Raw genomic sequence first — 12,968 nt, forward strand, 5'->3', positions numbered from 1 at the left:
GCCGACCTTGGCTTCGATCTCGCCCTGGTCGTTCTTGAATTCTTCGAGAGGAATCAGGCTCTCGGACTTGAGGCCGGCATTCACCGTCACGAAGTTGTGGTCGATGCCGACGATTTCGGCGGTGATGACTTCACCCTGGCGCATTTCCTGGTGCTCGAGGGACTCCTCGAACAGGGCGGCAAAGCTTTCCATGGACTCGGGGGCGGAAGCAGCGGTAGCAGTAGACATTAAGAACCTTCTTGTCCGTCGGTGAGGACGGGGTTAGTTGCACATCGCCAGCCTGCGGGCGCAGGTCTGACACGTTTGATTACTTCATTGCTTGCTGCGGGCCTTGCATAAAGCGTAGTGCGCCAGCACCGCCTGCACTGCCGATTCGATATCCATATGGGTCGTGTCGAGCAATAGCGCATCCGGCGCGGGTTTCAGCGGTGCGACGGTGCGGGCGGAATCGCGCGCATCGCGGGCCTGCATATCCGCAACAAGGGCCGTTAGACTAGCAGAGTTCCCCTTTTCGATCAACTGCTTATAGCGCCGCTCGGCGCGCGCCTCGGCGCTGGCGGTGAGGAAGACCTTGGCCACTGCCGCGGCGAACACCACGGTGCCCATGTCGCGGCCGTCGGCCACCAGGCCGGGGGGCTGGCGGTAGGCGCGCTGGCGGTCCAGCAGGGCCGCGCGCACCGCCGGCAGGGCCGCCACTTTCGAGGCGCCTTCGCCCACGGCTTCTGCACGGATCGCGTCGGTCACGTTCTCGCCCGATAGCCAGACCGAGCCGTCGTGGAAGCTTGCCGGCAAATGGGCGGCCAGTTCCGCCACCCTCGCCTCGTCGTCCAGCGCCACGCCCTGCTTCATCGCCGACAGCGCGGTCAATCGGTACAGCGCGCCGCTGTCGAGAAAATGAAAGCCCAGCGCGGTCGCCACCCGCTCGGCCACGGTGCCCTTGCCCGAGGCCGAGGGGCCGTCGATGGTGATCACGGGTGAGGGGTGAGGAGTGAGGGGTGAGGCGGCGTTCATTGGGCAATCCCCGCAAATGTCTTGAAATACGTCGGGAAGGTCTTGTTGACGCACGCCGGGTCGTTGATGCGCACCGGCACGCCGCCCAGCGTCACCAGCGACAGGCACATCGCCATGCGGTGGTCGTCGTAGGTATCGATCACAGTGTGAGGCGTGAGGCGTGAGGCGTGAGGCGGGGTGATGCGGATGAAATCCGCGCCCTCCTCCACCGTCGCGCCGACCTTGCGCAGCTCGGTTGCCATCGCGGCGATGCGGTCGGTTTCCTTGACCCGCCAGCTGGCGATGTTGGTCAGCATGGTCACCCCGTCGGCAAACAGTGCTGCGACCGCCAGCGTCATCGCGGCGTCGGGAATATGGTTGCAGTCGAGGTCGATCGCTTTCAGGCGGCCATCGGCCGGTGCGCTCGCCTCGATCCAGTTCGGCCCCATCGCAATCTGCGCGCCCATCTTTGCCAGCGCGTCGGCAAAACGCACGTCGCCCTGTACGCTGTCGCGCCCCACGCCCTCCACCCGCACCGGGCCGCCACCGATGGCGCCCGCGGCCAGGAAATAAGAGGCCGATGAAGCGTCGCCTTCGACCCAGATTTCGCCCGGGCTCTGGTAGCGTGCCGCTGCGGGAATGTCGAAGCGTTGCCAGCCGTCGCGCGCGATCTCCACGCCAAAGCGGCGCAACATCGCCAGCGTGATCCCGATGTAAGGTTTGGAAATCAGTTCGCCCGCCACTTCGATCGTGGTATTGCGCTGGCGCAGCGGCAAGGCCATCAGGAGGCCGGTGAGAAACTGGCTCGATACATCGCCGCGTACTTCGGTGGTGTCGCCGGCGATCTCCGCCGGATAGATCTTCAGCGGCGGGAAACCCTCCTGGCCGAGATAGTCGATGCGCGCGCCCAGCCGCCGCAGCGCGTCGACCAGATCGCCGATCGGCCGCTCATGCATCCGTGCCACGCCCTTCAGCACATACTCGCCGCCCGACAGGGCGCACGCGGCGGTCAGCGAACGGAAGGCCGTGCCGGCATTGCCCAGAAACAACTCGGCCTGCTTGACTGGAAACGCGCCGCCCACGCCGGTGATCTCATAGTCGTCGGAATCGCGCCCGCTCGTATCTTTCAACCGCGCGACACCGACGCCCAGCGCACGCAGTGCGTCGAGCATGACCCGGGTGTCGTCGGAATCGAGCAGCGCACGCACGATGGTCGTGCCTTGCGCGAGCGCCGCTAGCAGCAGCACGCGATTGGAAATGCTTTTGGAGCCAGGGAGGCGCACCGTGCCGCGCGCTGCGCTGCTTGCGGGTAAATCGAGAAATTCCATCAAACGTCCTGAGTCTTCAACCAGTGTTCGCGTGCCGCACGGGCGCGCGAAAAAATAGCCAGCAAGGCCTCTGCGTCATCGGCCGACACGGCGCTCCGCAGAGCCTGCAGCGAGGCCAGATAGGCGTCCAGTTCGGCCACCAGCGCCCCCCGGTTCGCCAGCGCAATGTCGCGCCACATCTCCGGGCTGCTGCCGGCGATGCGGGTGAAATCGCGGAAGCCGCTGGCGGCAAACCGGAAGAACGTATCGCCATCGGCCCGTTGTGCAAGGTCATCCACCAAGGCAAATGCTGCGAGATGTGGCAAATGGCTCACTGCCGCGAAGATGCGGTCGTGCTGCGCTGCCTCCAGTGTTTCGACCTGTGCTCCAGTCGCTTCCCACAGCGTGCGCACCATGGCAATCGCACCGGCGCGGGTCTCGGCCTGCGGCGTCAGCACCACGCGCTTGCCCTGATAGAGATCGGCGCGCGCAGCACCGGGCCCGCTTTGTTCCGAACCCGCGATGGGATGGCCAGGCACGAAATCGGCAAAACGTGTGCCGAGCGCGGCGCGCGCCACCTCGACTACGTTCGCCTTGGTGCTGCCGGCGTCGGTGACGATGGCGCCGGCTTTCAGATGCGGCGCCAGCTTGTTCAATACGGCTTCGGTCTCGCCCACCGGCATCGCCAGCAGGATGCAGTCGGCCTGCCCGGCTTCCGCCCAGTCGGCGGCGCGGTCGATCAGGCCAAGTTCGCGCGCAACAGTGAGCCGCGCGGGATTCCGCCCGACCCCCAGCACCTCGCGCACCGCGCCTGCCTGCTTCAGCGCCAACGCGAACGAGCCGCCGATGAGGCCGGTGCCGACGAGGGCGAGTCTGTCGACGATCACAGACAAGCTCTCAACGCGTCGAGGAAGCGGGCGTTCTGCCCGGCCAGCCCCACCGACACGCGCAGGAACTCGGGCAGGCCGTAATTGGCGACCGGCCGCACGATCACGCCACGTTTCAGCAGTTCGGTGTTGATGCGCCCGGCGTCACCGACTTTGGCCAGCAGAAAATTGCCTTTCGACGGCACGATGTCGACCTTCATGTCTGCCAGCCCTGCCGTCAGCTGCGCCATGCCGGCGCTGTTCAGCGCATAGCTGCGCAGCAGGAATGCGATGTCGTCGAGCGCGGCCTCGGCAGCGGCGAGCGCAGGCGCATTGACGTTGAAGGGATGGCGCACCCGGTTCAATAGGTCGATGGCGTCGGGGTGCCCGACGCCGTAGCCAACGCGCAGCCCGGCTAGACCATAGGCCTTGGAGAAGGTGCGGCTGATCAGCAGGTTCGGGAAGCGCTCGATCCACGCGAGCGTGTCGCAGCGGTCGTCGGTCGGCAGGTATTCGCCGTAGGCCTCGTCGAGCACGACGAGCACCTGCGGCGGCACGGTTTCGAGAAAGGCCTCGATCTCCGCCCACGGCAGGAAGGTGCCGGTCGGGTTGTTGGGGTTGGCGATCCACAGCACGCGGGTGTCGTCACGGATCGCAGCGCGCATCGCCGCGAGATCGTGGCCATAGTTCTTCGCCGGCACCGCGATGCCCTGCGCGCCCACGGTCTGTGTGGCGATCGGATACACCGCGAAGGCATGCTGCGCATAGACTGCGGAGGTGCCCGGCGCGAGGAAGGCACGCGCCGCCATGTCCAGGATGTCGTTCGAGCCGTTGCCCAGCACGATCTGCCGTGCCGCAACGCCCAGTTTCGCCGACAACTTCGCCTTCAGCGCGAAGCCGGCGCCATCGGGATACAAGGCCATGTCATGCAGCGCGTCCTGCGCCGCCGCCAGCGCCATCGGGCTGGGGCCGAGCGGGTTCTCGTTCGATGCCAGCTTGACGATGTCGGCTTCGTTCAATCCCAGTTCGCGCGCAAGTTCGGAAATGGGTTTGCCGGGCTGGTACGGGGCGATCGCACGCACGTACGGCGGCGCGAATTCACAACAATTCATCACGATGCGACGGGGTAGGAACCCAGAATCTTGAGGAAGGCGGCGCGCGTCTCGATTTCGGCAAGCGCCGCGGCCAGATTCGCATCCTGGCGATGCCCCTGGCAGACGACGAAGAAGAGGTATTCCCAGTTGCCCGAACGCGCCGGCCGCGATTCGAGCTTGCTCATGGAGATGCCGGCGTCGGCGAGCGGTTGCAGCAGCCTGACCACCGCACCCGGCTCGTTCTTCGTGCTCATCACCAGCGAGGTCTTGTCGCGGCCCGACGGCGGGGAGTCGTTCTGCCCCAGCACCAGAAAGCGGGTGGTATTGCTGGCTTCGTCTTCGACGCGCGCTTCCACCACGTCAAGGCCATACAGTTCGGCGGCGGCTTCGCTGCCCAGCGTGGCGGCATCGGGTTCGGCGGCGGCGCGGCGCGCCCCTTCGCTGTTGCTGACCACGCTGACGCGTTCGGCATTAGGAAGATGGCGGCTGAGCCATTGCTGGCACTGGGCAAGCGATTGTGCATGGCCATACACGCGCTGGATGCCGCCCAGTCCGCCATGTTTTCTCATGAGCGTCTGATGGATCGGCAGCATGACCTCGCCGCAGATCTTGAGCGTGCTGGCGACGATGAGGTCGAGCGTGCGGCCGATCACGCCTTCGGTCGAGTTCTCCACCGGCACTACGGCAAAATCGGCGCGTCCGGTCTCGACCGCCTGGAAGCAGGCGTCGATGTCGGCCTCGGCGAGCGCCTCGGCCTCATGGCCGAAATGCTTGTGGACCGCCTGCTGGCTGAACGTGCCGGCCGGACCGAGATAGGCGATGCGGGTGGTCTGCTCCAGCGCACGACAGGCGGAGATGATTTCGCGAATCAGGCGCTCGACCGCGTCGCCCGACAGGGGGCCGGGATTGGTCTCGCGCAGGCGCCGCACGATCTGCGCTTCGCGTTCGGGCCGGTAGATCTTTTCGCCGTTCTTGGCGCGCCCGACCTGCTGGGCAATGCCCGCCCGCTCCGACACCAACTGCAGGATGGCATCGTCGATGCTGTCGATGCGCGCACGCAGCGCGCTCAGCTCGGTCGGCGCACCCGGCGCGCTGTGTGCGTCGTCCGTCATGCCGGCAGGTAACGTACGGCCAGCACCCCGGCAATCGCGGCAAGCTGCTGCATTACTGCAGCGGTGACGACGCTGTCGATGTCGACCAAGGTATACGCCATGTCGCCCTTCGACTTGTTGACCATGTTGTGGATGTTGAGTCCGGCGGCGGCGAGCACCGACGAAATCTGTCCCACCATGTTGGGCACGTTGGCGTTGGCAATCGCGATGCGGTATGCGGATTCGCGCGCCATGCTGACGTTGGGGAAGTTGACCGAATTGAGGATGTTGCCGTTTTCCAGATAGTCGGCGAGCTGCTCGGCCACCATCACCGCGCAGTTTTCCTCGGCCTCCTCGGTGGAGGCGCCGAGATGCGGCAACGCAACCACCCTGGCGTGGCCCTTCAGCGCATTGGCCGGGAAATCGCAGATATAGGCATGCAGCTTGCCGGCGTCCAGCGCCTCGATCACGGCCGCATTGTCGACCACGCCTTCGCGCGCGAAATTGAGCAGCACCGCCCCCGAACGCATCATCCCCAGCCGCTGGGCGTTGACGAGGTTGCGCGTGGCGTCCAGCAGCGGCACGTGCAGGGTGACGAAGTCGGCCATGCGCAGCACGTCCTCGACGCTCTCCGCACGCCTGACCTGCGACGGCAACCGCCACGCGGCGTCGACGGTGATCGCCGGATCGAAGCCGACCACGTTCATGCCGAGCTTGATCGCCGCCTCGGCAATGGTGGAACCGATGGCGCCCAGGCCGATCACGCCCAGCGTGCGGCCCGGCAGTTCCATACCAGCGAACTGCTTCTTGCCCGCCTCGGTCGCCTTATGCATCTCCTCGTCGGTGCCGGACAGGCCTTCAACGAACTTCAGCGCCGGCACCAGGTTGCGCGCGCCCAGCAGCATGCCGGCGATCACCAGTTCCTTCACCGCATTGGCGTTGGCACCGGGCGCATTGAACACTGGCACGCCGCGTTCCGACAGCTTCTTCACCGGGATGTTGTTGGTCCCTGCGCCGGCACGCGCGATCGCGCGCACCGATGCGGGGATGTCCATTTCGTGCATGTTGGCCGAGCGCACCAGGATGCCGTCCGGGTCGGTCACGTCGCCGCCGACTGTATAGGCCTCCGGCAGTCGCGCCAGTCCGCGCGCAGAAATGGCGTTGAGCGTGAGGATCTTGCGCGGCTCAGCCATGGCTTTTCTCGAATTCGCGCATGCAGTCGACCAGCGCACGCACGCCCTCGACCGGCATGGCGTTGTAGATCGACGCGCGCATGCCGCCGACCGAGCGGTGGCCTTTCAGCTGGATCAGGCCACGTTCCTTGGCAGCCTTGAGGAAAGCCTCGTCGAGCGCGGCATCCTTGAGCGTGAACGGCACGTTCATCAGCGAGCGGTTCTCCTTCGCCACCGGCGAGTTGTAGAAGTCGGTCGCATCGAGGGTGTCGTACAGCAGGCCGGCTTTCTCGCGGTTGGTCTTTTCCATCGCGGCGAGGCCGCCGCGCACCTTCAGCCACTTGAATACCAGCCCCGCCGTGTACATGGCGAAGGTCGCCGGCGTGTTGTACATCGAGTCGTTGTCGGCGTGGATCTTGTAGTCGAACATGGTGGGGGTCCCCTTCAAGGTTTCCCCGATCAGGTCGTCGCGCACGATGACGATGGTCAGCCCGGCCGGGCCGATGTTCTTCTGCGCGCCGGCGTAGATCACGCCGAACTTCGATACGTCGATCGGACGCGACAGGATGGTCGACGACATGTCGGCCACCAGCGGTATGCTGCCGGTCTGGGGCGTCCAGAAGATTTCCACGCCGCCGATGGTCTCGTTCGGCGTGTAATGGACATAAGCCGCGTTCGGATCGAGTTTCCACTGGTCTTGCGTCGGCGCGTAACTGAAGTTCTTGTCTTCGCTGGTCGCCACCACGTTCACCGCGCCGAATTTCTTCGCTTCCTTGATGGCCTTCTTCGACCATTCGCCGGTGTTGAGGTAATCAGCAGAGGCTTTGCCGCGCAGCAGGTTCATCGGCACCATCGCGAACTGCGACGACGCCCCGCCCTGCAGGAACAGCACCTTGTAGTTGGCGGGGATGCCCATCAGCTCGCGCAAGTCAGCCTCCGCCTCGGCGGCGATGCCCATGAACTCCTTGCCGCGATGGCTCATTTCCATCACCGACATGCCGGAACCATGCCAGTCGACCAGTTCGGCCTGCACCTGTTGCAACACATCCTTGGGCAGCACGGCCGGGCCGGCGCTGAAGTTATAGATCGTCATGCGTGTATCCCCTTCATTCCTCTTCGTTGTCGGTTTCAGCCAGTTTTTCCAGGCTGATCAAGGTTTCGCCCTTGTCCAGGTTGATCAGCGTGACACCCTGCGTCGCGCGGCTCATGGCACGGATTTCCTTGACACGGGTACGGATCAGCACGCCACCGGTGGTGATCAACATGATCTCGTCGTCCGGCTTCACCAATGTCGCAGCCACCACCTTGCCATTCCGTTCGCTGGTCTGGATCGCGATCATCCCCTGCGTCGCACGCGCATGGCGGGTGTATTCGGCGATCGGCGTACGCTTGCCGAAGCCGTTTTCGGTCGCGGTCAGCACGAAGTCGTTCTCGTCCTCGGCCACCAGCAGCGAAATCAGCTTCTTGCCCTTGGCAAGCTTCATGCCGATCACGCCGCGCGCGGTGCGGCCCATCGGACGCACGTCGTTCTCGTCGAAGCGCACCGCCTTGCCGCCGTCGGAGAACAGCATCACGTCGTGACGACCGTCGGTGATCGACGCGCCGATGAGGAAATCGCCGTCGTCCAGTCCCACCGCGATGATGCCGGCGGTGCGCGGACGCGAGAAGTCGCTCAAGGGCGTCTTCTTGACGATGCCGTTGCTGGTCGCCATGAAGACGTATTGATCGTCGTCGAAGGTCTTGACCGGCAGCAGCGCGTTGATCTTCTCGCCGTCTTCCAGCGGAAGCAGGTTGACGATGGGCTTGCCGCGCGCCGCCCGTCCGCCCTGCGGCACGTTGTAGACCTTGAGCCAGTACAGCCGGCCACGGTTGGAGAAGCAGAGGATGTAGTCGTGGGTGTTGGCGATGAACATCTTCTCGATGAAGTCTTCGTCCTTGGTGCCCGCTGCCTGCTTGCCACGTCCGCCGCGCTTCTGCGCACGGTAGTCGTCAATCGGCTGCGACTTCATGTAGCCGCCGTGCGACAGCGTGACCACCATCTCTTCCGGCTTGATCAGGTCCTCCATCGACATGTCCTGCGCGTTCTCGACGATGGTCGAGCGGCGCGCGTCGCCGAACTGTTCCTGCACCTGGGTCAGTTCCTCGCGGATGATCTGGGTGATGCGCGCCGGATTGGCCAAGATGTCGAGCAGATCGGCGATCTTCGCCATGATCTCCTTGTACTCGCCGATGATCTTGTCCGACTCGAGGTTGGTGAGGCGCTGCAGCTGCATTTCCAGGATGCGCTGCGCCTGGATCTCGGACAGACGGTAGCCGTCGGCATGCAGGCCGAACTCAGGACCGATGTTCACCGGGCGCGAGTATTCGGGATCGATGCGCGCCAGCATCTCCTCGACCATCGCCGACTTCCAGGCACGGCCGAGCAGGCGCTCCTTCGCGATGGCGGGCGTTTCCGACGACTTGATCAGTTCGACGATCTCGTCGACGTTGGCCAGCGCCACGGCGAGGCCTTCGAGGATATGGCCGCGTTCGCGCGCCTTGCGCAGATCGAACACCGTACGGCGGGTGACGACTTCGCGGCGGTGGCGCAGGAAGGCGTCGAGCATTTCCTTCAGGTTGAGCAGGCGCGGCTGGCCTTCGATCAGCGCCACCATGTTCATGCCGAAGGTGTCCTGCATCTGCGTCTGCTTGTACAGGTTGTTCAGGATCACGTCGGCGTTTTCGCCGCGCTTCAGCTCGATGTAGACGCGCATGCCCGACTTGTCGGACTCGTCGCGCAGGTCGGCAATGCCGTCGATCTGCTTTTCGCGCACCAGCTCGCCGATCTTGATCAGCAGGTTGGCCTTGTTCACCTGGTAGGGCAGTTCGTCGATGATGATGGCCTGCTTGCCGCCGCTCTTGTCGAGATCCTCGATGTGGCAGGTGGCGCGCATCACCACGCGGCCGCGGCCGGTGCGGTAGCCGTCGCGCACGCCGGACAGGCCGTAGATGATGCCTGCAGTCGGGAAATCCGGCGCCTTGACGATGGCGATCAGCGACTCGATGTCGATCTCGGGGTCATCCAGCAGCGCGAACAGCGCGGCGCAGATGTCGGTCAGGTTGTGCGGCGGAATGTTGGTCGCCATGCCCACCGCGATGCCGGACGAGCCGTTGATCAGCAGGTTGGGGATCTTGGTCGGCAGCACCAGCGGTTCCTGCTCGGAACCGTCGTAGTTGGGACCGAAGTCGACTGTTTCCTTGTCGAGATCGGCCAGCAGTTCATGCGCGATGCGGGCCATGCGCACTTCGGTGTAACGCATCGCCGCTGCATTGTCGCCGTCGACCGAGCCGAAGTTGCCCTGGCCGTCGATCAGCGGGTAGCGCAGCGAGAAGTCCTGCGCCATCCGCACCATGGTGTCGTAGACCGCCGTATCGCCGTGCGGGTGGTATTTACCGATGACGTCGCCGACCACGCGGGCCGACTTCTTGTATGCCTTGTTCCAGTCGTTGCCGAGTTCGTTCATCGCGAACAGCACGCGACGATGTACGGGCTTCAGGCCGTCGCGCACGTCCGGCAGCGCGCGTCCGACGATCACGCTCATGGCGTAATCGAGATACGACCGCCTCATCTCCTCTTCGAGGCTGACCGGGAGGGTTTCCTTGGCAAACTGTTCCATAACCGGTTTTTTATTTATTCAGGCTTTAAAGCACGCGATTTTAGCATGGCCGGGAAGCTCGGCCGCCTTTGCCAAACCACGGCCAAACAACGAGAATGCAGGCCACCATGAAAGCCCCCGCCGACCTTCTTCTCCTGCCGCAATGGGTGGTACCCGTCGAATCGGAAGGACCGCTAGCCGGCCACGCCGTCGTCGTCGAGGATGGCCGCATCCTCGACGTGCTGCCGGCCGATGCCGCGCAGGCCCGCTATGACGCCGTGCAGACGCTCCCCCTGCCGGGCCGGGCGCTGATCCCGGGTTTGGTCAATCTGCATGGCCACGCCGCGATGTCGCTGTTTCGTGGCTACGCCGACGACCTGCCGCTGATGGCCTGGCTCAACGACCGCATCTGGCCTGCCGAGAAGAAGCACGTGTCCGAGGCCTTCGTGCGCGACGGCACCCTGCTCGCCGCCGCCGAAATGCTGGCGGGCGGCATCACCACCTGCAACGACATGTATTTCTTCCCCAAGGCCGCAGGGGAAGCCTTCCTGCAGGCGGGGATGCGCGCCACCCTGGGCATGATCGTGCTGGAGTTCCCCAGCGCCTACGCCTCGGACGCCGACGACTACCTGGCCAAGGGGCTCGCCCTGCGCGACGAATTGAAGGATGAATCGCTGCTGGGCTTCGCCTTCGCCCCGCACGCACCCTACACCGTTTCGGATACCACGTTTGGCCGCATCAACACGCTGGCCGAACAACTCGGCCTGCCTATCCACACCCACATCCACGAAACCGCCGACGAAATCCGGGACAGCCTGAAGCAATACGGGGTCCGGCCGCTGGAACGGTTGGCGCGCCTGGGGCTGCTGGGGCCGAATTTCATCGGCGTCCACGCCGTGCATGTGAACGAGGCCGAAATCGGGCTCTTGGCGCAGCATGGCTGCCACCTGGCGCACTGCCCGACCTCGAACCTGAAGCTGGCCTCCGGCATTGCACCGGTGGCCGATCTGCTGCGTGCAGGCGTTAACGTCGGCCTCGGCACCGACGGTGCCGCCAGCAACAATCGCCTCGACCTGTTCGGCGAAATGCGCCTGGCTGCCCTGCTGGCCAAGGGCGCCAGCGGCGACCCCGCCATCCTGTCCGCCGCGGCTACCCTGCGTGCTGCCACGCTGGACGCTGCCCGCGCGCTCAACCTCGACAGCCAGATCGGCAGCATCGTCCCCGGCAAGCGTGCCGACCTGGTCGCGGTCGACTTGCACGCCCTTTCCGGCCAGCCGGTGTTTGACCCCGTCTCGCACCTGGTTTACGTTGCGGGACGCGAGCACGTCACCCACGTCTGGGTCGACGGCAAGCTGAAACTGAATGACCGCCGTCTGGTCAATCTCGATATCGACGACCTGACCGCCCGCGCCGCCTACTGGCGCACCAAACTCGCCCCACAAGGATAGCCATGAGCAACGTCGACGCTGCCGAAATCGCCAAGTTTTCCGAACTCGCCCACCGCTGGTGGGACCCGAACTCCGAATTCAAGCCGCTGCACGAAATCAACCCGCTACGCCTGAAGTGGATCGACAAGCAGGCGCCGCTGGCCGGCAAGACCGTGCTCGACGTCGGCTGCGGCGGCGGCATCCTGGCCGAAGCCATGGCCGCCGCCGGCGCCACGGTGAGCGGCATCGACCTCTCCGAGAAGGCACTCAAGGTCGCCAAACTGCACCTCTACGAATCGGGCCACAGCGTCGACTACCAGCTGATATCCGCCGAAGACTACGCCGCGCAGCACGCCGGCGAGTTCGACGTCGTCACCTGCATGGAAATGCTCGAGCACGTGCCCGACCCGGCTTCCATCGTCGCCGCGTGCGCCAAACTGGTCAAGCCGGGCGGCTGGGTGTTCTTCTCCACGCTGAACCGCAACGCCAAGAGCTACCTCTTCGCCATCGTTGGCGCCGAATACGTCCTCAAGCTGCTGCCGCGCGGCACGCACGACTACGCCAAGTTCATCCAGCCCGCCGAGCTTGCCCGCATGACGCGCGAAGCCGGGCTCGATACCCAGGAACTGATCGGCATGACCTACAACCCGCTGACCAGGATCTACAAGCTGGAAGCCGACACCGACGTCAACTACCTGATGGCGACGCGCCGGGGGGAGTAAAGCCGTGAAGCTCGAGAACATCCGCGCCGTCCTGTTCGACCTCGACGGCACCCTGGTCGACACCGCGCCCGACCTCGGCCACGCGCTCAATCTGCAGCGCACGCGCCACGGGCTGCCGCCGCTGGCCGACGAGCTCATCCGCCCGCAGGCCTCGCACGGTGCGCGCGGCCTGCTCGGCCTCGGCTTCGACCTGCATCTCGACGACCCGCACTTTGCGTCCATGCGCGAGGAATTCCTGCAGCTGTACGCCGACAACATCTGCCGCCACTCGCGGCCCTTCCCCGGCATCCTCGAATTGCTCGATGCGCTGGAGCAGCGCGGCCTCGCCTGGGGCGTGGTCACCAACAAGCCGGCGCGCTTCACCGAGCCGCTGATGTCCATCCTCGACCTGGCCGAGCGCGCAGCCTGCATCGTCTCCGGCGACACCTGCCCGCAGCCCAAGCCGCACCCCGCCCCCATGCTCGCCGCCGCCGAACTCTGCAATGCCCTGCCGGCTCAGTGCCTGTACCTGGGCGACGCCGAGCGCGACATCCAGGCCGCCACCGCCGCCGCCATGCCGGCGCTGGTCGCCGCCTGGGGCTATCTCGATGCCGCCGACCAGCCGCACACCTGGGGCGCCCACGCCGAGATCCATCGCCCGCTCGACACCCTCGACTACCTGGCG

The 12,968-nt window shown here is 65.3% G+C and carries 11 protein-coding genes and 1 pseudogene; 3 read left to right on the forward strand and 9 right to left on the reverse strand.

Features of this window, described 5'->3' with window-relative positions:
- From rpsA to gyrA, 9 genes and pseudogenes are all read right to left on the reverse strand, one after another.
- A pseudogene (rpsA, locus tag ABT23_RS13735) lies at positions 1–228 on the reverse strand (30S ribosomal protein S1); the annotation flags it as partial.
- An 84-nt stretch (positions 229–312) separates the two neighbouring features.
- On the reverse strand, positions 313–1,011 hold the full coding sequence (gene cmk, locus ABT23_RS13740) for a (d)CMP kinase (protein ID WP_296636447.1): 699 nt from the start codon (positions 1,009–1,011) through the stop codon (positions 313–315).
- Complete coding sequence (gene aroA / locus ABT23_RS13745; RefSeq protein WP_296636449.1) at positions 1,008–2,318, reverse strand: 3-phosphoshikimate 1-carboxyvinyltransferase; 1,311 nt, start codon at positions 2,316–2,318, stop codon at positions 1,008–1,010. Before aroA ends, cmk begins: the two co-directional genes overlap by 4 nt.
- A complete protein-coding gene (locus ABT23_RS13750; protein ID WP_296636452.1) occupies positions 2,318–3,184 on the reverse strand; it encodes a prephenate dehydrogenase/arogenate dehydrogenase family protein in 867 nt (288 codons plus the stop codon). Before ABT23_RS13750 ends, aroA begins: the two co-directional genes overlap by 1 nt.
- Positions 3,181–4,275, reverse strand: a complete 1,095-nt coding sequence (hisC, locus tag ABT23_RS13755) for a histidinol-phosphate transaminase (protein WP_296636455.1) — start codon at positions 4,273–4,275, stop codon at positions 3,181–3,183. Before hisC ends, ABT23_RS13750 begins: the two co-directional genes overlap by 4 nt.
- Positions 4,275–5,369: a prephenate dehydratase gene (gene pheA, locus ABT23_RS13760; protein WP_296636459.1), complete on the reverse strand. Its 1,095-nt coding sequence runs from the start codon at positions 5,367–5,369 to the stop codon at positions 4,275–4,277. Before pheA ends, hisC begins: the two co-directional genes overlap by 1 nt.
- Positions 5,366–6,541 (reverse strand): phosphoglycerate dehydrogenase, encoded by a 1,176-nt coding sequence (locus ABT23_RS13765; RefSeq protein ID WP_296636462.1) that lies wholly within the window; start codon positions 6,539–6,541, stop codon positions 5,366–5,368. Before ABT23_RS13765 ends, pheA begins: the two co-directional genes overlap by 4 nt.
- On the reverse strand, positions 6,534–7,613 hold the full coding sequence (gene serC / locus ABT23_RS13770; RefSeq protein WP_296636465.1) for a 3-phosphoserine/phosphohydroxythreonine transaminase: 1,080 nt from the start codon (positions 7,611–7,613) through the stop codon (positions 6,534–6,536). Before serC ends, ABT23_RS13765 begins: the two co-directional genes overlap by 8 nt.
- A 13-nt stretch (positions 7,614–7,626) precedes the next feature.
- On the reverse strand, positions 7,627–10,176 hold the full coding sequence (gene gyrA, locus ABT23_RS13775) for a DNA gyrase subunit A (RefSeq protein WP_296636468.1): 2,550 nt from the start codon (positions 10,174–10,176) through the stop codon (positions 7,627–7,629).
- Positions 10,177–10,283: 107 nt separating this feature from the next.
- Between gyrA and ABT23_RS13780 the strand changes: the two genes are divergently transcribed.
- The 3 genes from ABT23_RS13780 to ABT23_RS13790 form a co-directional block, all read left to right on the forward strand.
- Positions 10,284–11,603 (forward strand): TRZ/ATZ family hydrolase, encoded by a 1,320-nt coding sequence (locus tag ABT23_RS13780; protein ID WP_296636471.1) that lies wholly within the window; start codon positions 10,284–10,286, stop codon positions 11,601–11,603.
- Between the two features lie 2 nt (positions 11,604–11,605).
- Positions 11,606–12,304, forward strand: a complete 699-nt coding sequence (ubiG, locus tag ABT23_RS13785) for a bifunctional 2-polyprenyl-6-hydroxyphenol methylase/3-demethylubiquinol 3-O-methyltransferase UbiG (protein ID WP_296636474.1) — start codon at positions 11,606–11,608, stop codon at positions 12,302–12,304.
- A 4-nt stretch (positions 12,305–12,308) separates the two neighbouring features.
- Positions 12,309–12,968: HAD-IA family hydrolase (locus ABT23_RS13790; protein ID WP_296636476.1), on the forward strand; the 660-nt coding region annotated here is incomplete at its 3' end.

The sequence above is a fragment of the Thiobacillus sp. SCN 63-57 genome, from assembly GCF_001725555.1.
In the GTDB taxonomy this organism is placed as follows: Bacteria; Pseudomonadota; Gammaproteobacteria; order Burkholderiales; family Thiobacillaceae; genus Thiobacillus.